An 18918-nucleotide genomic window follows, 5' to 3' on the forward strand; every position below is an offset into this window, starting at 1 on the left:
GTTCGCTCCTCCGCATTTTCAACATGCTGAGGAGCTTGAGCTAAAATCTATGTCGTTCAACAAACGGCGTCGAAATGTTAAATGAAAGCTTTGCGACACCCGATTTCATAATTCGGTTGATGTCCGCCCCCCTTCTGGCATGTCGAACTCGATGGCATAGCCGTTGGTCCTGGCGGTCCGGATCACATTTCTACCTAGGGCAGTCTGAAGTTGTCGTCTGAGACGACCGACGTGCACATCTACGGTGCGTAACTGCACATACACCTCGGGTGGCCAAGCGTTTTCTATCAGGTCGTTTCTACTGAACACTCTCCCTGGGTCGCTCAATAGGTGTGACAGGAGTTTGAATTCGATTGGACCGAGATGCAGTGACTTGCCGTTCACAATTGCCTGTTTACGGCTATGATCAACCTCGATTGGCCAAAGTTGAGATGCTTCAACGGCCGACGGTCGATCGTGTTTGCTTCCGGGAGCGAAATTTATGCTTCTTAGAAAGGCGATGAGATGTGGCGGCCAGAAGGGTCGGACGAGGCACTGGTCCGCGCCCTCTCTCATCAGCGACATGTAGAGCTCCGTATTCCCATTGGGGATTGCAGCGAGAAGCGGGAGAGCTGTGGTGGCTTCCTTGGACTTTATCAACCGACAAACGCTGACAGCATCGTCGACTTCTGCGTCCAAGACGATGCCCGCAACTCCGCAGACTGACAATTTTTCTTCCAGATCCTTTCGATTGCACAAAAGAGCGCTGAAGCCTGCGCCGTTGAGAATATGTTTCAGGATGGTGAAATAGTCTGGATTGTTCGTGTAGACTGCTATCTTCGACCACTCAGTCGCGTTCTCGGTCATTGATATCCTCGCAAGCTTTATCCTGCACATCAATTTTGATGTCACAAAATCTTCGAAAATATCGCTTATGATATTTGATGTCCTATTATAACTGTCAGAAATCATCTGAAAAATTTACATTCGGTTGAAATCGTCAAAAATTTGTGACATCAAAAAAATACGTGTGTGTTGTGTCACTCCGCTAATATTCGAAGTCACGCTGCAAGGAAGCCAAGGGGCGAAAATACAGCGAATGCCTGTATCTCATTTATGAGCCAAAACGCCCGGCTTCATCCAAATTCCTGCGTCTGGGCGTAGGAGGCACAATGACATATTCGAGCTACACGGCGGGACATTCGCGCCGTGCCTACAATCAAGTCAACGACGCGCGTCTCAATTCAGCGGCTGACTTCGTTCGCGGCCTATTCGGTGAACAGGCAGCCACAGCTGTTGCGTTCTGCGCTCTGGATGCGCGACTTGACGGTGACGCAGAAGAATTCAGGTTTTGGACCGCCGTGTTTAAGAAGCTCACAACGTTAAACTAGGTTGGTGTGGCAAATTCCTGGGTTCTTGATCGACGTCGATATGACGATGCGACCTGTCGCTGCGGTTCGCTACAAAACTCAAACTGGTGGAGTTTGGCGTCACCGCAGCAGCGCCAATTGCGCATCAAGACGTGAAGAGGGTCGGCGAACTGCGTGAAATGACTATCCACTCGATGACGGCGTCGAGCACACGCGCGGCAGTAGCAAACTTATTTGATGAAGGCTAACGTACTGAACAACTTGCGATCAATGGCATTATTTGAGGACGTAGCCCTCTCCACGAATGGTCCTGATCAAGTCGCTCCCACATGAGCACAGCTTGTGCCTTATCCGACCAATATGAATATCTACAGTTCGCGGCTCGACGTTCGCCCCCGCGGGCCAGCAGGCATCAATAAGATCGTCACGGCTGACGACACGCTCGGTATTCTCGGCGAGATGCTGCAAAAGCCTGAAATGAAGCGGTGTAAGTTCAATCTGAGAATTGCCGCGTTTCACCCGTCTTGCCGCAACATCTATCTGGACATCAGCAAAACGAATTATGTCTGAGCCGCGTGAGCCGCCACGTTCAACTTGGTCGCTGCGCAAAAAATCCAGAAGTTCTTGCGGTTCGAATGGGCGGTTGATGACAAAGTCGAAGAGTTGATTTGCATTGTAAGCCAAGCGCTCTTCGGCAAACGGAAAAGCGACCAGGTCCAAATGAGTTCGGTCAACTTGAAGCCGATTTGCTGCAGCCATAAGAGTACATGCGGGGAGTGCAAGTATGGCTGCACCCTTACCTGCCATCGCCTTAGCTTTGGAGACTATCCCGTCGATGCTTGAGGCAATTTCCACCGTATGCTCTGCCTGCTGAAGCACGTATCGGAGTATGAGGTAAAGTTCAGGGTCGGTGGTGTGAACGATGATAGGACGCACTATCGCTGCTCCCAAAAGGCCTCAGGTTGGTACGAACTCGCCGCCGTTGACGTCCAAAATTGCCCCGTTAATGAAGCTTGCCTCTTCCGAAACTAGAAAAGCAACTGCGGCGGAAACATCGTCCGCCACCCCCAATCGACCTGCAGGGATGCGTTTCATTGCCTCGATATTCACAGGGCTTTCTGGCGACCCGGACATCGGAGTTATAATTCGGCCAGGAGCAATCACGTTTACGGTAACGCCTTTGCTCGCAAATTCGCTGACTAAAGCCCTCGCAAGTCCGCCCAGTCCAGCTTTTGAAACAGTATAAGCGACACCAGCGACTTGAGGTCTGGTGCGAGCTGCAAGCGAGCCGATCAGAACGATCCGACCGAAGCCTTTAGTTGCCATCGGCCCAATCGTCGCTCGCGTGCACAAGAACGCTCCCGTCAAGTTCGTGGCAATGACCTCATCCCATTCGCCGGGTTGCACGTCCCCGAACCTTCTTGCATTCCCATTCGCGTCTTTGGGGGAGATGCCGACACAGTAGACCATCGTATCGGCACTTCCCCAGACGGTGTTGACCTTCTGGCAGAACTGGTTGATCTCCCGTTGGGATTTGACATCCACTTTCTCGATCAGCGCCCTGCCTGAGGCAAGCGCTTCGGCCAAAGTGGAGCGCGCCACTTGCGACGCGCTCTCCGTATGTCCGAATGCGGCTACCCTGTAGCCAAGACCAAGAAGTCGTTGGACGATCGAGAGTCCGATCCCTGACGTGCCCCCTGCGACGATTACGGTCCTGCTCTTCCGGTCCTCGGTCATGCCGCGCTATCCATTTGCGCGAATAGGGACAACGCCGGATGGGCGTCGGGATCCGTTTTGACTTCAATCAAGAGCGGCGATGTCCGGCCTTTGATCCGCGCAAGTGCGTTGGTGAGCTGGTCCGGCCCGGACACGTGAACCGCTTCACACCCGCACGCGCGAGCAATGGCGCCGTGATCGACGTCGACGAAGTGGCACGCCGTCGTGTACGCCCCAAATTTTACGGTCTCTGCGTCTTTCTGGAAGCCAAGGATACCGTTGTTCAAGACGATGATCGTGATTGGGATGTCCATGCGCACAAGAGTCTCGATTTCCGCCCAGCTGTGAGCGAAGCCGCCGTCGCCCACCAGCGCAACAACGTCGCTCGAGGGCGCGGCCACTTTCGCCCCGATAGCTAAAGGCACTCCCCAACCAAGCCCTGCAAGGCCCCGAGGCGTTATGATACGTGTCTGAGGAGATGAGATGCGTAATTGACCGATCACCCACATCGATGAGTAACTCGCGTCCGCGACGACCGTCGTATTCGGGCCGAGGAGCGTTTGAAGCTCCGCCATAACGCGCTCAGGCCTCATAGGAGTTTCTTCGCAGGCTGAGTAGACCTGCCGCTCTGCATTGAATGCTTCCCAGCATTCGCTGAGCTTCTTCTCGACTCCGTTCCGTGACTTCATCCGACCGTCTGGATCGAGCGACTCTACTTTTTGCCGCAGAGCTTTGAGCGTCTCATGCGCGTCGCCAAATAGCCGGATTGCTTCGTAGTTTCGGCCAATCTCCTGTGGGTCAGCGTCGATGTGTATAATCGTTGCGTCCTGCCCATAGTGTCTCCAACTGTCGGTTCCGTTCTGGTTAGTTCTTGTGCCGACCAAGAGAACGAGATCCGCATTTTGAACGATTGGAAGCGTATGGCGGCCAAGTGACTTAGGACCCACCAACGACGCTAGAACGCCTCCAGAAAGGGGGTGAAATTCATCTACCGCCCCCTTCCCCATATTGGTTGTGAAGACTGGCAGAGAGCATCTGTCCTGCAGAAGCCTCAACTCATCGATCGCATTTGAAGTGATGACGCCACCGCCTGCTATGACGACGGGGTTGCGGGCTGCGGCGATCGCATGGGCGGCAATGTCGATCTGCTCATCTGAAGGTCTGAATCGGTCAAGTGGCCAATTACCGAGACTTCTGCGTCTCAGTCTCGTCTGCGTTGCCGAAGTCGCCCTCAGCAAATCAGCCGGAAGGAGAAGGGCGACAGGGCCTGGTCTTCCGGATGTCGCTGCCGTGAACGCTGCGTCCAGGTAATCGTCGACGCGTTCCGCTACATTGATGCGTTTGACCCATTTCGTGCAGGATTGAAAGAGGCTGATCTGATCGAGGTCCTGGAATGCGTTCCGGTCCGTCTGATCACGCTCGACATCTTGTACCAATGCGATGACGGGAACGCTTGCTTTCATCGCTTCCGCCAGGGGCGCTACCAGAAGTGCTGCGGCTGGGCCATTTTGAGCCGCAACAATTCCTACTTTCCCAGAACGACGGGCGTATCCATCTGCCATCGCCCCGCCCATGTTCTCCTGCCGGTAGGCGACTTGCCGGATGCCTAGTTTCTCGGCCGCGAGTATCACTGCTGACGGGAGGCTTTGACCGAAAATAAATTCGACTCCATGCCTCATCAGGCCTGTGGCTATCTGCTCCGCAACCGTGCAGTTTGTAGTATTCGTCGTCATTATGCGGCCTCCCCGGCTTTGTTAGAATCGGAAGCTAAAAAGTCGTCAAAGACAGAAATGATCTGGTCAGCATCCCCTTCGCTCATCGGAGTAGAGAGCGAGGCTGCCGCTCCTCGTGGCAAAATGATGCCATGCGCTGCGAAATGGCGGTGCAGGCGGCTTAGTGTCTTTGCATCGTTAGACACGGCGTGCTTATGTCGGGAACTACTCGACGCTGTTGAACTGACATGGACGCGAAATAATGAAGCGGCGCCAGTCACGAAAAAAGCTGCGTCGTGATGGGCAATGCGTGACGCCAAACCGCCCCTGACGCGGTCACCCAGCTCTTCGAGCCGTTCGAATGTGGCTCTCGTCAATGCCTCCATTGCAACCTTGCCCGCCATCATCGAGACAGGGTTCGCTGCAAAAGTGCCACCTTGTGGGAGTCCAGCAACCCCATTGTCACTTGCAAAGAGGTTCATGATCTCAGCGCGTCCACCGACCGCACCTATAGGGAAGCCGCCGCCGATAATCTTCCCCATCGTAATCAGGTCCGGTTCGAGACCGTATCGATGGGAGGCTCCGTGAAATCCTTGCCGCAAGTTGAGAACCTCGTCGGCTATCAGTACCACACCATGTTTCTTGGCCAGGAGGTTAGCGGTCTCAAGGAATTCGGGAAGCGGCTGCATAAGGCCGGCGCGGCTAGGCATGGGATCAATGAGAAGTGCCGCAAGACGATGCGCGTTCTCCTCCACTTTCAGTTTCAAATCCGCTACATTGTTAAAATCGATGACGATGACGTCGTCGAGGACATAACTCGGCGTACCGGTGAAGCTCGAAACCGGCATACCAGCAGCGGTTGTCTGTCCGGCTTCCGCCCAGTCGTAAGCGCCGTGATAAGCGCCTGCCAGTCGCGCAACAGCGGTCCGTCCCGTTGCTGCTCGCGCCGCTTTGATCGCAAACATGACGGCGTCGGTACCGCTGGTGACGAAGCGGATTTTTTCAACGGCAGGAATTCGATCAACAAGCAGCTCTGCAAGTTCGATCTCATGTTTCATTGGATTAGCGAAGCATGTACCGCGGCGGAGTGCTGCGGCGGTCGCCTCAACGACGGGTGAAAATCCGTGACCATGGATGAGCGTCGTGAAGTTGTTGTTCAGGTCGAGAAAACGGCGCCCGTCGACATCTGTTAGATATGCGCCCTCGCCAAAATCCGCGAAGACGGGAAAAGGATCTCTCTCAACCGTCGCCCTCGTGATGCCGCCCGGAAACACTAATCGTGCACGTTCGAAGAGTTCCTCCGATAGCTTTCCTCCGGTCGTGTGAGCCGGCGCTGCCCTGCGATCTGATGTCATAATCTCTGTCCTCACCAAGTTTGAAAGAACAGGTTTGCCTGCTCTTCACATTTTTGTTGCAACAAAAATAGGAAGAGTCAATATGTGACATCAATCTTTAGGTTGTGTCTTATCCTTGTTTGTCTGGCGCTTCTCGCCGTAATTTTCTGTAACCGTCGCGAATATCGTTCTCAAACGCAGCTTTGACGCTAATCGGATCCTGCTCGGTGAGGGCCTCAATCACGACGAGATGATTGTGTACGCCGCTCCGTGTTTCGGCGAATTCAGGATAGAGATTGAGGAGGGTCGGGCCAATGCGTACCCATAGCGATTCTATTATCTCAAGAAGGCCGCTCATGCCGCAAAGATTGTATACCTCGAAGTGAAATTCCTTATTGTGCCAAAGTGCGTCCTGATACCTGCCTTCTTGCAGTGCAGTGTTGATAACTATCTGAATTTCCTGCAGTCGCTGAATAGTTTCCGCTGTCGCATTCCGCGCCCCATATTCAGCAGCGGTGCCCTCGAGAGCGATCCGCGTGACTGTTATGTCCTTCAGCTGGCTGCGATTTATGGTCGGCACAACCAGTGTTTTGGGTCCTGAGAATACGAGCGCCGACTCCGTTATGAGTCGATTGAGAGCGTCGCGAGCCGGCGTGGTACTAACGTCCAGCTCGGCGGCTACACCTCTGACGGTGAACTTGTAGCCGGGGGCGTAGCGTCCTCTGATCATTCGTTCGCGGAGAACGTCGTATACGGCGTTCCCCATACGCTGCCCCTGGGCAGCTACATCACCCTCATCACGCGCACTACCTGCCATATTCCCTCGATCCTTGTTGACTCGCTCATTTTTTGATGTCACAAAAATCAAATGTGAAGTTAGTGTAAAGCTTATGTGACGCCAATTGCGGGTTTCTACCACGCTTTGGACGTCTCGTCGCCGGGTCTGTCTCGTTCTGACAAACTGGCTGATTCATAAGCCGATCTGCACCCACGAGATGAGGAGGATACAATTTGATCGGGGAAGCCTTACAACTTAATCGCCTGGTGAAACGATACGATGACACGCTCGCCGTCGATGATTTGAATTTAACCGTCAACGCTGGTGAGTTCATGTCTGTGCTCGGTCCGTCCGGCTCCGGCAAGACGAGTATCCTGTCCATGGTCGCCGGGTTTGAGCGGCCGAGCAGTGGGGAAATCATTATCGGTTCGAAGGAGGTGACGCAGCTTGCTCCCAACGACCGCAACATCGGAATGGTGTTTCAGAAGTACGCCCTCTTCCCCCACCTGACGGTGAGACAGAACATCGCCTTCCCATTGAAGTTGAAAAAAAGATGGAAGGAAACATGGAAGTCACGGGCAGACGAGATGCTTGAACTTGTTCAGCTGGCATCATTTGCGGACAGACTGCCAGCTCAATTGTCGGGCGGTCAGCAACAGCGCGTTGCGGTCGCGCGCGCGCTCGCTTTCGAGCCGCCTCTTATGTTGATGGACGAGCCACTGGGAGCTCTTGACAAGAAGCTTCGAGAAGCCATGCAGATCGAGATTAAACGTATCCAGCAATCTGTCGGCGCGACAATCCTCTATGTTACGCACGATCAGGAAGAAGCTCTGACTATGTCGGATCGCGTCGCCATCATGAAGAGTGGAAGGGTGATGCAGATTGGCACCCCTATTGAGCTTTACCGATCGCCAAAATCGACTTTCGTTGCGGATTTCGTGGGGAGGATGAATTTTCTTGAGGGCGAAAGCTTCGCTAGGCAGGACGGCGGACAGGATATCCGTTTGTGCGAAAATATTACTCTCACTATGCCAGCCGACTACAGAAGTCACACGGTTTCATCAGGCGGACAGGAGCGGGTCACGATTGCCTTGAGGCCTGAAATGATTGGTATCGACGCACGCGAGGAAACAAAACCTAATCGAATTCCAGGTGTAGTAGAACATTCAATCTTCATGGGCGCCCATGAGGTCCTCATAGTCCGGCTTAGTCTGCCAGGCCGGCCAGCAGTCGAGGCGCAGGTTCCACACGTCTTTAGCGCAGCGCCCTTCAAGCCGGGGCAGGAGGTCGATGTCATAGTCGAACCAAATGCAATGTGTTGTTTTTCCGCTTCCGAGAGGTCCGCTGCATGAGGATCTTTCGAAACAAGTCACGTTGCTCGACTTGGCAGAGCGTTTTGCTCGCACAGTCTTCGGCAACGACGTACTCTCATTTCACAGCCACGCTGTTGCTCTTGCCGTTCCTTTTGGTGATGCTCGCTGGTTTCGTTTATCCGCTCTTCAAATTGGTCGCTCTGAGCCTGCCTGATTTGAGCTTCTACCACTACATCAGGATTGTGGACGAACCGCTTTACCTAGCTGTTCTGCTTTCAACAGTCGCTGTCGCTGTTGCAGTTATGGGCGCTGCGCTTCTCCTTGGATTCCCAGTCGCGTATACGATGACGCGCCTCAAAGGGCGATTGGCCACAATCGTAGCAGCCTGCGTTATCATCCCCTTGTGGACGTCCGTACTCATCAGATCATATGCCTGGATCGTGCTCCTGCAACGCAACGGCTTGATCAACGAACTACTTAATTCTGCAGGCATGATCTCAAGTCCTTTAAAGATGATTTACACCCAGGGTGCAGTCATCTTGGCAATGACGCATGTTCTGCTTCCCTTCATGATCCTTCCCATTTACGCTGCCCTGCGTGCAATACCGGAGCACTTCGTAAATGCGGCGCGAACCCTCGGGTCAGGACCTGTCCACGCATTCGTCAGGATTACAGTGCCCCTAGCGCTCCCTGGGATATTCGCAGGATGCGTCATGTGCTTCGTGCTGGCCCTCGGCTTCTACGTCACGCCAGCTCTGGTCGGTGGACCGGGTTCATTGATGATGGCGACACTTATAGGTCAGCAAACGACGGTTCTGCTGGATTGGCCCTTCGCCGCAGCGCTGTCCACTGTTCTGTTGGCGTTCACGCTGGCAGTCATCATCCTCTTTAGAAAGACGTTGGCACTTAGCAAAGGATTGACCAGTGGTATCTGACAACCTCAGCCTCGCCTCGCACGATCTGCTGACCAAGCAACCTCATTCTCATACTCCTACAAGAGCGGTCATGGGGACGATGCTTTCAGCATCAATCGTCACAGCAATACTAGTATTCCTCGTTCTTCCGACATTGCTGGTGGTTCCGTTAAGTCTGAATGATGGGTCTTACCTGGAGTTTCCGCCGCGCGGCTTAACCCTGAAATGGTATCAGGCATATTTTGCTGATGCCGACTGGATGAGTGCCACTCGCTTTAGCTTGAAGATCGCCATTCTGACAGCAACGTTGTCCACGCTAATCGGAACTATGGCATCTTTAGCGATCTCGAAAAGCACCCTTCCTGGCAGGGAGTCACTCCAGGCGCTCGCGCTCGGTCCCATGATCGTTCCGCATGTGGTCGTCGGTGTCGCACTCTATCTGGTGTTTTCGCCGCTACGAATGACTGGCACGACTGTCGGTTTCGTGCTTGCGCACACAGTGCTCGCTGTTCCGTATGTCGTGATCGTCGTCGGCGCTGCATTGCAGAAACTCGACACCACCCTCGAACTGGCGGCAAGAAGCTGCGGAGCAAGCCGCGTACAGGCATTCTTCTTAGTAGAATTGCCCATTATCGCCCCGAGTGTAGCGGCCGCCGCGGTCTTCTCTTTCCTCGCATCCTTCGACGATGCGACGGTATCGTTTTTCATCTCGGACATCGGAGGCAAGTCCATAGGAAGAAAGATGTTCGAGGACATCGACTTCAATCTCACACCTATAATAGCAGCTGCATCAACCGTGCTTATCGCAATTTCTCTTGTTCTCATGGCTTGCGCACAGCGGCTGACAGCGAATCGCTCGAAATAGAATAGTCAACAGCTCGAAAGGACTTTAAAATGACCCACTTAGGTCAGACGCCGAAGGTTTGCCCAACTGCGGTCGGGTATTCGGTCGCAGTTACGCTGCTTGCCACAGTGCTCATGCCACTTTCCGCAGAAGGGGCTGAAAATGTTGTAATTGCCACAACAGGGGGAACTTACGAAAAAGTTTTACGTGAAGAATGGTTCGAACCCTTCACGGAAGCGACCGGAATCGAAGTAATAGCTGTTTCTGCTACCGACGCTGAAAAGCGAGCCAAAGCGTCAGCAATGGTGCAAACCGGGAACGTGACTTGGGATCTGTTCTTGGAAGGAGAAATCCAGGCTGGATCCCAGCGCCACTTCGACATCACCGAGGATTTGACCGAGTTTTGTAAGCATTACACCCAAAACATCGATCTGGTCTCCGATACTTGTGCGAGAGGGGGCGCGCGTCTTCAGTCGACTGCGACGCTTCTAGCTTATAAGCCGAGCGAAGGCGGTGATAATCCTAAAAATTGGGCCGACATGTGGGATACCGAGCGGTTTCCTGGAGGAAGGGCGTTCCCCAACTTTGACGACCCTTGGCGGGTGTTAGCCGCTGCTCTGCTAGCGGATGGTGTCAATAAGGAAGACCTTTTCCCTTTGGACGTCGAGAGAGCTCTGCGGAAACTTGAAAACATCCGCCCGGCGGTTGAGCTCTGGTGGAAGACAGGCGACCAAAGCGTTCAAGGCTTTCGAAACGGCGAGTACAGTCTCGGTCAGATTTGGCTGACAAGGGCGAAAGCCCTCCAGACCGAGGGCTTTCAAATTGGCTGGAGCTACGATGGCGCATTTCTGGTTGGCGACCGCATCGCGCTCATCAAGGGAGCAAAAAACCACGACAACGCTCTTAAACTCGTGGCTTTCTGGCTCGATCATCCCGAAGCTCAAGCGAAAGTCTGCGAGCGGCTTTCCTGTACGCCTCCTAGTCGCCGCGCCCTCGGCATGATGTCAAAAGAAGCGCAAGAAGGGTTGCCATCTGCGGAGGAGATGGACAGCAAGGTCATCACTCCCGATGCCGAGTGGATAAACGCAAACATGGGATTGCTTGTCCAACGGTGGAACAGCTGGATCCGCTGAGCGCGAAATTTGTCTCAAGGCCGAGAGCGGCTGTCCATTCCACATGAATAAGGGCTCAAGTTGGCGAGATGTCACAGGGCACTCCCATCGAGCTTGCCTCCGCGACCCTCTAACGTTGTCCAGCTGGAGGACATCGCAAAGTCAAGGCCTCCAAACTCTCATCGAGATTTCCTCCCGCTATTACAAGGTGGGAGGCTCACCCAACATTCAGATCATCGTATTCGCAGCTGTGAGACGCTGCGCTTTCTAGGGAGCGACATCGTGGGAAACTTTGACCTCGCATCGAAATTGGAAGATCCAAGCCTTTTTGTACAAAAGGCGTTCGTTGACGGCGAATGGATCGCGACCGGAAGCGGAGCAACATTCGATGTTCTCGACCCTGCGACGGGTCGTAGGATCGCATCGGTGCCAGATCTCAATGCAGACGATATTGAAAGAGCGATTCACGCTGCCAGCCACGCGCAGAAGTCTTGGGCTAAGCTGACGGGCAAGCAACGTGCTTCAATGCTGCGCCAGTTCCACGATCTTGTTGTGGCAAACGTAGATGATTTGGCGATCATTCTAACAGCTGAAATGGGCAAGCCACTCCAAGAAGCCCGGGGAGAAATTCTCTACGGCGCCGCTTACATCGAATGGTTCGCAGAAGAGGCAAAGCGTCTGAACGGCGATGTAATCCCGGCTCATCAGGCCGATAAGCGCATCCTTGTACTAAGAAGGCCAGTCGGCGTCGTTGGAGCCATCACGCCATGGAATTTTCCGAACGCAATGCTTGCTCGCAAGTTGGCGCCCGCCTTGGCAGTCGGCTGCTCGATTATCGCTAAGCCAGCCGCACAGACTCCGCTCTCGGCCCTGGCTCTCGCCGTCCTTAGCGAACGCGCCGGAATATCAAGAGGTATCTTCAATGTCGTCACATCAAGCGACGCAGAGATGGTCGGACAAAGTTTCTGCGCAAATGAGTTGGTCGCGAAGATTTCATTCACCGGCTCGACCAATGTCGGCCGCATTCTGATGCGTCAGGGTGCCGATCAGATCAAGAAGCTCAGCCTTGAGCTTGGTGGTAACGCGCCTTTCATAGTGTTTGACGATGCCGACATTGACGCAGCCGTCGAAGGGGCTGTTGCGGCTAAATTCCGGAACGCAGGGCAAACCTGCGTTTGTGCAAACCGCATCTATGTCCAATCAAGCGTCTATGATGAGTTTGCGGCCAAGCTCGCGAAACGCGTTGACGCCCTCAAGGTCGGGAATGGCTTTGACGCTGGCGTAGAGATCGGACCTCTGATTGACGGCAACGCGATGAAGAAGGTCAAGAGTCATCTCGACAACGCTCTGGCAAACGGTGCACGCGTGGTAGCCGGCGGTTCTTCAGTCCAAACCGGCGGGCAGTTCTTCGCTCCCACGGTGCTTGTCGCTGTGACCTCGGACATGAAAGTTACTCGCGAAGAAACCTTTGGGCCTTTGGCCCCACTCATCTCGTTCGATACGGAAGAGGAAGTGATCCGTTCGGCCAATGACTCAGAGTTTGGACTGGCCGGCTACTTCTATTCGAAGGATCTTGCTCGCATTTTCAGGGTCGCCGATGATATGGAGACTGGGATGGTCGGCGTAAACACAGGTCTTATCTCCACAGAATTGGCCCCTTTCGGAGGTGTCAAGCAGTCTGGACTCGGACGCGAGGGATCGAAATACGGTGTAGATGACTACACCGAACTCAAATACGTGTGCTTGGGTCTTTAAAGGCGCCGGCACGTTGCCAAAATAGGTTCTCAGTAAGGCATGGAGTCTATTTGGAGGCGGCGGGTAACCATATGCTATGCCGGTCAAACGAGGTGCCAGACCGTCACGCTATAGGCAATCAGTCTACGGGTACTCGTGCAAAACAGAATGGCCGTGCGCTCGCCGACAATGTCGACTCCGACCCGTACCGGCTTCGTCGCGAACGATCTGCAGGATGGCGGCTGGCACTGTAGCTATTCGAGGTTCAACTCGCTTCACACCCAAACAAGGAAGGTGTCGCCACTCGTGCATAGCTGCGTTGCACAATAAATGTTGTTAGGCTGATCAAAAATCGTGCATAATGGCGTTAGTTGTTGCACATGGCGGTAGCCTCCCAGTTCCGCCGCAGCAGCTGTTCCCCTCTGGAGGTTTCAAATCTCCGCACTTCATGGGCCGCGATTTCCGCTGGCCCATTTTTTTATCTTTCGTTTGACTTTGCTGGCGATCACGACCAGGCGATGACGAGATCGCGTTTGGTCAACCAACTCATTGTCCTTGCGAGCACCAGGTCAGAAATGTTTCGGGGCTGGCGCCTTCCGACGGCCTTCATCGTCATGTTCAGGAAGGCGCTTTGTACCACGCCATCTCGCTACTTTGCTGGTCGGCTCTTGAGCCATGAACGCACATCTGCCTTGGTAAATGACTCTGGATCCGCGCTTTCGGCTTGAAATAGCTCTCCATCGATAACATCTAAGGACTACTTCCCGATGAGCCGATGTCCTGCTCGCTGCAATCGCCGCGGCGTTCGACGTTGTCCCGGGATACAGAAGAAGGCGCTCCCCTTTCGGGTTGAGCGCCTTTTTTTGTCTGATGCGACCGCAAATGTGATGCTGCACCTTGACCGCGCAGCCTTCGCGAATGAGATCTGCATTAAGAAACTTCGTGGAAGAACATGCCTTTTTTTCTCGTGACGCAGACATCGCTGGTCGAAGCACAGGATGAGCAGGAGGCCGCTCAGATAGGCGTCGGCCGCCTTCGCTCTGGAGGACAGGTCACCGTCGCGGTCAAGTCGGATGAGACGACAATCACGCATGTCGTTGTCTCCTCAGTGGCCGAAGAACCTTTCAAGCTCTCAAATTCCGGGGCCGCCGACCCACCGCCTGCTGCTGTCGCTATCGCCGAAGCTGGTCCTGCTTCAGCGGAAAGCAGGAAGCTGATCTTGAAGCGTATGCTTTCAGATGGTCTCGCCCTTCTCGGGCGCCGAACCTAGTCCCATCATCGGGTTATGGCTGATGCTAGCAGTCTCGTCTTCGAGCGTCGGTTCGAATCGAAAGTGAGGATCGAAAAATTGATCCTGCAGGCCGCGATTCGCGGATGCACGATATCGCACGAGGCATAGCGGGCAAGCAGGCCAGTGTTCGGGCCGTCTCGTTTCCCCAACTGAAGTGAGCGGTGACGGCGGCGCGAGCGAGGTGATGGAACGGATGCCAGTGTGCTCGGGGAAAATGCCGAGGCAGGCTATTGCAATATCCCTTTACGACAGGGTTCCCGGCAACCCATCTGCGGCTCGATGAGGCATGTCTGACCGGAGACCGGCTGCGCCTCGATCGCCTTCCCGCAACGACAAGGCTCAGATTTCTTACCCCGTATCCCTCACGGGCTCCTCCTCGCCCACTAACAAATATGCGACTTGCCGCCCTTCATTGCATTGCGGCCTTATCAGGTGCGGTCCGATCGTCTCCGGTCTTGTCGACTGCCATCGAGGCCGCGGTGGGCGCGGCCCCAACACGAGAAAAGGAATACGACAATGGCTACCATCGGCAACTTCACCTCCACCGAAAACGGCTTCACCGGCTCCATCCGAACTCTCGCCCTGAACGTCAAGGCCCGCATCGCTCGGGTCGAGAACCCATCCGACAAGGGCCCGCAGTTCCGCGTCTACGCCGGCAGCGTCGAGCTGGGCGCCGCTTGGCAGAGGACCTCCGAGCAGGGCCGCGACTATCTCTCGGTTAAGCTCGACGATCCAAGCTTCCCGGCTCCGATCTACGCGACGCTCGCCGAGGTCGAAGGCGAGGAAGGCCTCCAGCTCATCTGGTCCCGCCCGAACCATGACTAATCAGAATCACGAGGCTCCGCCACTGGCGGGGCCTTCTTTCCTACCAAGAGATCAGAGCCTGATCAGGCATTGAGCCGAGTCCGGATTTAGGGGTGGCATACGGAGCAGGAAGCTGCTCAGAATGTATGATTGTGTCAGGTGAGTGCGCCGGCCTCTAGGATGGGCAGTGCCCCCAATTTGCTTTACCCGTCTTTGAGGGCAGCTGCCGCAAATCGGCCCCCACTCCACAGATTTCCGGTCGATGGCGCGATCCTTGGCCTTGCCATCCCCTCCCGGACTCGTCTGTCATAGTTCACAAAGGTCGAGGAGACGAACACGACCTACGAACTCGAAATCCAGATCCAAGACTACGGTCCTTTTTGACCACGACGCGACGCTTGCGGCCATATCGGTCGACATCACAGCCAGGCCCCGCTTAAATCTCTAAGGGACCTCCGTTGATCAGCTTGAGCATCATGTCTGTCGCGCTGTTGCCAAGTGCCGGCTCCACGAGCACCTTGGCTCGCCCACATCCGGCGTGTCGATTTTGGCGATCAAATCTTCTGGCGGGTTTGCCAATTAGTATCTCTATCGACGACGCAGGCCATACGCCAGACCGCAACGCATTATTGGAATTGGAGGCTTACCTCGAGGCTTTTGTCGCTCAAGTAAGCTGGATGTTGATTGACGTGTTGGAAGCTGAAAACGCCACGACCAAAGCCAACAAGGTCGCTCGGATTGATCTCGACGCTCTCCTATCAGCACCCACTCCTGTTCTCGTCTTCATCCTCGCCCTTCAAGGCTACGAGCCCTGTCATCTACCCGCGGGCTCCTGATGGGCCACGGATGAGTAGCCGCGACGCTTTTTCTGACGGAGAAGCTCTAAAAACAGATCGACTGCCTCCTGCTCAGTCTCGAAATGGTGACTCATCGTCTGGCCGCGCGTTCCGATACGACCCCAACGTCGCATCAGGCAAGCTTCCCCAAAAAGGTTTGGCTCGATCGACATCGCATAGAAGCGAGCCATGTTTCTCGTGGCGTCTGAGCGCTCGATATAAAGGTTATAGGGCTGGATGATCATCTCGGCATGATCGTGCTTTTTGGAATCTTCGTCCAACGACAGTTTTGAATCGCTCGGGAGTGATTGATTCATTTTCGTGATCTGGCGATGCAGTCGTGCTTGGCCGGTCCGCCTCCGGCGTACGTGTCTATGCGCTGTCGCGAACGAAGTCCCCGTTCGATCTTCGCTATTGGCCAAGCCATCAGCAACGCGGTGACGGAGGTCTTCGGCGGACTGACCGAAGGGGGTACCCGACCAGTAGACGGCTTTCTCAAGCAGAATGCCTCGGTCGGGGGCAGTCGGTCCCGGCTTCCGCTAACGCGGCGCTATGCTAAGCCTCCTGCGGCTGCCCGATAACCGACCGAAGCATGACGAGAATTCCCGAAATCACGCCCTGGCGGTCGTCGCTATGCTGATTTCTCCGATGCTCTTCATTTTGAATGGCGGGGCGCTGCGCGCGGCGAGAATCTGCTCTGCGCCACGCAAGCTTTCATATCGTTTCGCCGGAACCAGATGGCGCGACCGCACCTGAGCGGCGGGTTTCCTGCCGTGAAGACGATCTGCTCGTCAGCTCTCATCCGCAGCACTTCATGCGGCTGGATGAGCGGCCGAGCGGCAACCTGCTTTGACCGGGTACGTGACGACCCGCGCGACTGAAAGCTGCGGCTAACCTGATCGATCTCGACGGTCGTCATACCGCAGCGGCGAGAAATGTAATCTGCTGTTTCCGGATCGTTGATTGCGGCAAAGCTGATCCAGCTCGCGCTCTCGAACCACTTGCTGGACGCGTCGCGCCCCCCATAGGTTTCGCGCAACTGGCCGATCGACTGGTAGATCATTGTCAGCGTGATGCCATACTTGCGGCCAGCATCCCGGGCGGTCTCCAGAATGCGCATGTAACCGAGCCGCGCGACCTCATCGAGCAGGAACAGCGCCCGCCCTTCCATCGCGCCATCGCGATTATAGATCGCATTCAGGAATGAGCCGATCACGACACGCGCCAATCCGCTATGGGTCTCCAGTGTCTTCAAGTCGATGTTGATAAACACGTCTGTCGTTCCGGATGCGATGTCCTCAGTTCGAAATGTCGAACCCGAGACCAGCGACGCATAGTTCTGGTAAGAGAGCCAGTGTGTTTCCTTGATGGCGTTGGCGTAGACGCCGGAGAATGTTTCCGGCGTCATGTTGACGAAACCGGCGACGTTCTCTTTCACGAAGTCCGAATCCGAATTGTTGAAGATATCCTGGAGTCGCTGGCGAAGCTTCGTTTCGGGTTCTGATAGATTTCTGCGTACCTGGCGCAGCGTCTGTTGGTCCTTCGGCGTATGACCGGACAGGCAGACGTCGGCGATGATTGCGGTGAGGAGTTGCAAGCCTGAAGCACGGAAGAAGTCGTCGCGCACTCCGTACGCGCGACCGCTATCGCTCATGATCCATGATGCGACCGAGGCGATGTCCTCCTCTTTGGTGCCGCCATACTGACCGATCCAGTCGAGGGCGTTGAAGCCGTTCGCGGGCATGCGCGGATCGAGGATCCTGACGCGCCGGCCGGCGTCTTCACGATGTTTCGAGACCATGGGCGCGACCTCGTTCGACGGATCGAGCACGACGAGCGGTCCGCCCCATTTCAGAGCAGTCGGGATTGTGACCGCGGTCGTTTTGAAACCGCCCGATCCAGCGAAGACGATACCATGCGAGGAGCCGAACGATCCGTCGAAACAAAGCAGGGGCGACTGGCCTCCAGCACCCCACGTCTCACTGTTATCTGCACGGAAGGAAACACCGCTGGCACCGTCACGGTCGACGCGATACCGCTCACCGACGACGATGCCGCCGGTCGTCGGGAACAGCTTTTCGGCTCTGGCAAGTGTCATCCAGTCGGCCTCGCCGTGCAGAGCGCGTTTGCCAACGATGCGCTTCGGCGTAGCCCGCGCAAATGCGGCGTTGCCGACCATCGCCACCCGCACTGCAAAGCAGCCTGACATCAGTGCAGCGGCCGTGCCGATCATGGTCGGGCCATCGAGGTAGGATAGCGCAGACTTTCCGGCTGGGACCTGGGGTGAGAGCACTGCCAAGCGTATTCCTTCCCGCAAGCACGCCACCAGGATGACCACCGTATTGCCGATAGCGGCTCCAAGGCCTGCAGCGCGAATGCTCGGCGACCCAGCCGTTCCGAACAGGAAAATCAGGCCGAGCGCAGCCGCCAACATATAGGGTGCGGCGACCCCTACCCGTCCAAGAGTAAGCCTTGCCGCTTCGGAGTTTCCTAATCCGGCAAGCCGCGTCTCAAAGCCTGTCATCGCGAGCATGGCAGCGCTCATCATGGCCACAGGCAGAACGATGAAAACGATCCTATTCGCCTTCATTGCCGAACGCCTCCTCCCCGATCGCCGTCAATCGTGTTCGCTCCTTTTCGTCGGACTTCAGCCGCTTCTGCAGGTCGATCAATGCGCCGAGCAAAAGCGCCCGCCCCTCAAAACGAAGGCCTGCTTTGACGATCAGGCCGCCGAGCTCAATCTTGTCACGCGTATCCTTCTTCCGGGCATCGGACGTAGCTTTCCTCCTCATCCTTTCAAGCCTCACGATCGCTGCCCGAAGTCGCGCCAAACGAGAGCGCTTGTGAACGCCCACTGCCCGTGGCGCTTTCCCCTGTGCCGTTCCGTCCGCTCGTGCCCGGCTTGCCTCCGCGAAAGCGTTTGGCCAGTTCATCGAACACTGCCTGAAGCTCGCTCTCCTCGATTTCTATCTCGCCGAGGCCTGCCCGAAGTGCGATGCGACCAATACGCTCGGCCTCTCTCGTTTCCGCGTGCTTGAGCTGTTCCTGAAGCTTGGCGATTTCTTCGCGGATCTTGGATGATGGCTTTTTCATCTCTGGATTGTCCTCTGTTGCTGCATTACGTGGTTCACGCATCCAGAGTCCTTCAGATCGGCATGCCGATCTACTAGCAGAAATGCGA

General features: G+C 55.4%; 18 protein-coding genes. 8 read left to right on the plus strand and 10 right to left on the minus strand.

Features of this window, described 5'->3' with window-relative positions; translation table 11 throughout:
• Positions 1 to 105: 105 nt before the first annotated feature.
• The 6 genes from QZ869_RS19450 to QZ869_RS19475 form a co-directional block, all read right to left on the minus strand.
• A complete protein-coding gene (locus tag QZ869_RS19450) occupies positions 106 to 951 on the minus strand; it encodes a response regulator transcription factor (RefSeq protein ID WP_296021802.1) in 846 nt (281 codons plus the stop codon).
• A 674-nt stretch (positions 952 to 1625) separates the two neighbouring features.
• Entirely contained in the window at positions 1626 to 2285 is a 660-nt protein-coding gene (locus tag QZ869_RS19455; RefSeq protein ID WP_296021805.1) for a response regulator transcription factor, read from the minus strand.
• A gap of 21 nt (positions 2286 to 2306) precedes the next feature.
• Complete coding sequence (gene fabG, locus QZ869_RS19460; protein ID WP_296021807.1) at positions 2307 to 3086, minus strand: 3-oxoacyl-ACP reductase FabG; 780 nt, start codon at positions 3084 to 3086, stop codon at positions 2307 to 2309.
• Positions 3083 to 4798 carry an acetolactate synthase catalytic subunit gene (locus tag QZ869_RS19465; RefSeq protein WP_113327774.1) on the minus strand — a complete coding sequence of 572 codons (1716 nt, stop codon included), beginning with the start codon at positions 4796 to 4798 and terminating at the stop codon, positions 3083 to 3085. The genes fabG and QZ869_RS19465 overlap by 4 nt, the downstream gene beginning before the upstream one ends.
• The gene (locus QZ869_RS19470; protein WP_296021809.1) at positions 4798 to 6132 is read right to left on the minus strand and encodes an aspartate aminotransferase family protein; all 1335 of its coding nucleotides are present in this window, start codon (positions 6130 to 6132) and stop codon (positions 4798 to 4800) included. Before QZ869_RS19470 ends, QZ869_RS19465 begins: the two co-directional genes overlap by 1 nt.
• 109 nt (positions 6133 to 6241) lie before the next feature.
• A complete protein-coding gene (locus tag QZ869_RS19475) occupies positions 6242 to 6928 on the minus strand; it encodes a GntR family transcriptional regulator (RefSeq protein ID WP_062597711.1) in 687 nt (228 codons plus the stop codon).
• A 194-nt stretch (positions 6929 to 7122) separates the two neighbouring features.
• On the opposite strand from QZ869_RS19475, the gene QZ869_RS19480 reads away from it, so the two are divergent.
• The 8 genes from QZ869_RS19480 to QZ869_RS19515 all read left to right on the plus strand — a co-directional run bounded on the left by QZ869_RS19480 (position 7123) and on the right by QZ869_RS19515 (position 15737).
• The gene (locus tag QZ869_RS19480; RefSeq protein WP_296021813.1) at positions 7123 to 8241 is read left to right on the plus strand and encodes an ABC transporter ATP-binding protein; all 1119 of its coding nucleotides are present in this window, start codon (positions 7123 to 7125) and stop codon (positions 8239 to 8241) included.
• 119 nt (positions 8242 to 8360) lie between these two features.
• The gene (locus tag QZ869_RS19485; RefSeq protein WP_296021848.1) at positions 8361 to 9137 is read left to right on the plus strand and encodes an ABC transporter permease; all 777 of its coding nucleotides are present in this window, start codon (positions 8361 to 8363) and stop codon (positions 9135 to 9137) included.
• Between the two features lie 70 nt (positions 9138 to 9207).
• A complete protein-coding gene (locus tag QZ869_RS19490; RefSeq protein WP_296021851.1) occupies positions 9208 to 9981 on the plus strand; it encodes an ABC transporter permease in 774 nt (257 codons plus the stop codon).
• Between the two features lie 113 nt (positions 9982 to 10094).
• Positions 10095 to 11093 (plus strand): ABC transporter substrate-binding protein, encoded by a 999-nt coding sequence (locus QZ869_RS19495; RefSeq protein WP_296021852.1) that lies wholly within the window; start codon positions 10095 to 10097, stop codon positions 11091 to 11093.
• A gap of 258 nt (positions 11094 to 11351) precedes the next feature.
• A complete protein-coding gene (locus QZ869_RS19500; RefSeq protein ID WP_296098103.1) occupies positions 11352 to 12827 on the plus strand; it encodes an NAD-dependent succinate-semialdehyde dehydrogenase in 1476 nt (491 codons plus the stop codon).
• Between the two features lie 931 nt (positions 12828 to 13758).
• Positions 13759 to 14076: a hypothetical protein gene (locus tag QZ869_RS19505; RefSeq protein ID WP_153312772.1), complete on the plus strand. Its 318-nt coding sequence runs from the start codon at positions 13759 to 13761 to the stop codon at positions 14074 to 14076.
• A 537-nt stretch (positions 14077 to 14613) separates the two neighbouring features.
• Positions 14614 to 14922 carry a DUF736 domain-containing protein gene (locus tag QZ869_RS19510; RefSeq protein WP_062597706.1) on the plus strand — a complete coding sequence of 103 codons (309 nt, stop codon included), beginning with the start codon at positions 14614 to 14616 and terminating at the stop codon, positions 14920 to 14922.
• 437 nt (positions 14923 to 15359) lie between these two features.
• Positions 15360 to 15737, plus strand: a complete 378-nt coding sequence (locus tag QZ869_RS19515; RefSeq protein WP_210251745.1) for a hypothetical protein — start codon at positions 15360 to 15362, stop codon at positions 15735 to 15737.
• Here the strand turns inward: QZ869_RS19515 and QZ869_RS19520 are convergent.
• The 4 genes from QZ869_RS19520 to traC all read right to left on the minus strand — a co-directional run bounded on the left by QZ869_RS19520 (position 15716) and on the right by traC (position 18830).
• Positions 15716 to 16054, minus strand: a complete 339-nt coding sequence (locus tag QZ869_RS19520) for a WGR domain-containing protein (RefSeq protein ID WP_296021823.1) — start codon at positions 16052 to 16054, stop codon at positions 15716 to 15718. The genes QZ869_RS19515 and QZ869_RS19520 overlap by 22 nt on opposite strands.
• A gap of 338 nt (positions 16055 to 16392) precedes the next feature.
• Positions 16393 to 18327 (minus strand): Ti-type conjugative transfer system protein TraG, encoded by a 1935-nt coding sequence (traG, locus tag QZ869_RS19525; RefSeq protein ID WP_296021825.1) that lies wholly within the window; start codon positions 18325 to 18327, stop codon positions 16393 to 16395.
• A complete protein-coding gene (traD, locus tag QZ869_RS19530) occupies positions 18314 to 18529 on the minus strand; it encodes a type IV conjugative transfer system coupling protein TraD (protein WP_153312769.1) in 216 nt (71 codons plus the stop codon). Before traD ends, traG begins: the two co-directional genes overlap by 14 nt.
• Positions 18530 to 18533: 4 nt before the next feature.
• The gene (gene traC / locus QZ869_RS19535) at positions 18534 to 18830 is read right to left on the minus strand and encodes a conjugal transfer protein TraC (RefSeq protein ID WP_112360148.1); all 297 of its coding nucleotides are present in this window, start codon (positions 18828 to 18830) and stop codon (positions 18534 to 18536) included.
• Between the last annotated feature and the right edge of the window lie 88 nt (positions 18831 to 18918).

Origin of the sequence: uncultured Agrobacterium sp., from assembly GCF_913777885.1 — a bacterium.
Classification (GTDB): Bacteria; Pseudomonadota; Alphaproteobacteria; order Rhizobiales; family Rhizobiaceae; genus Agrobacterium.

Coding starts and splice junctions, on each gene's coding strand:
- fabG (WP_296021807.1), bottom strand. CDS start 3,086: ATGACCGAGGACCGGAAGAGCAGGACCGTAATCGTCGCAGGGGGCACG.
- QZ869_RS19450 (WP_296021802.1), bottom strand. CDS start 951: ATGATTTCTGACAGTTATAATAGGACATCAAATATCATAAGCGATATT.
- QZ869_RS19495 (WP_296021852.1), top strand. CDS start 10,095: ATGCCACTTTCCGCAGAAGGGGCTGAAAATGTTGTAATTGCCACAACA.
- QZ869_RS19470 (WP_296021809.1), bottom strand. CDS start 6,132: ATGACATCAGATCGCAGGGCAGCGCCGGCTCACACGACCGGAGGAAAG.
- QZ869_RS19465 (WP_113327774.1), bottom strand. CDS start 4,798: ATGACGACGAATACTACAAACTGCACGGTTGCGGAGCAGATAGCCACA.
- QZ869_RS19510 (WP_062597706.1), top strand. CDS start 14,614: ATGGCTACCATCGGCAACTTCACCTCCACCGAAAACGGCTTCACCGGC.
- QZ869_RS19505 (WP_153312772.1), top strand. CDS start 13,759: ATGCCTTTTTTTCTCGTGACGCAGACATCGCTGGTCGAAGCACAGGAT.
- QZ869_RS19485 (WP_296021848.1), top strand. CDS start 8,361: ATGCTCGCTGGTTTCGTTTATCCGCTCTTCAAATTGGTCGCTCTGAGC.
- traD (WP_153312769.1), bottom strand. CDS start 18,529: ATGAGGAGGAAAGCTACGTCCGATGCCCGGAAGAAGGATACGCGTGAC.
- QZ869_RS19475 (WP_062597711.1), bottom strand. CDS start 6,928: ATGGCAGGTAGTGCGCGTGATGAGGGTGATGTAGCTGCCCAGGGGCAG.
- QZ869_RS19490 (WP_296021851.1), top strand. CDS start 9,208: ATGGGGACGATGCTTTCAGCATCAATCGTCACAGCAATACTAGTATTC.
- traG (WP_296021825.1), bottom strand. CDS start 18,327: ATGAAGGCGAATAGGATCGTTTTCATCGTTCTGCCTGTGGCCATGATG.
- traC (WP_112360148.1), bottom strand. CDS start 18,830: ATGAAAAAGCCATCATCCAAGATCCGCGAAGAAATCGCCAAGCTTCAG.
- QZ869_RS19520 (WP_296021823.1), bottom strand. CDS start 16,054: ATGAATCAATCACTCCCGAGCGATTCAAAACTGTCGTTGGACGAAGAT.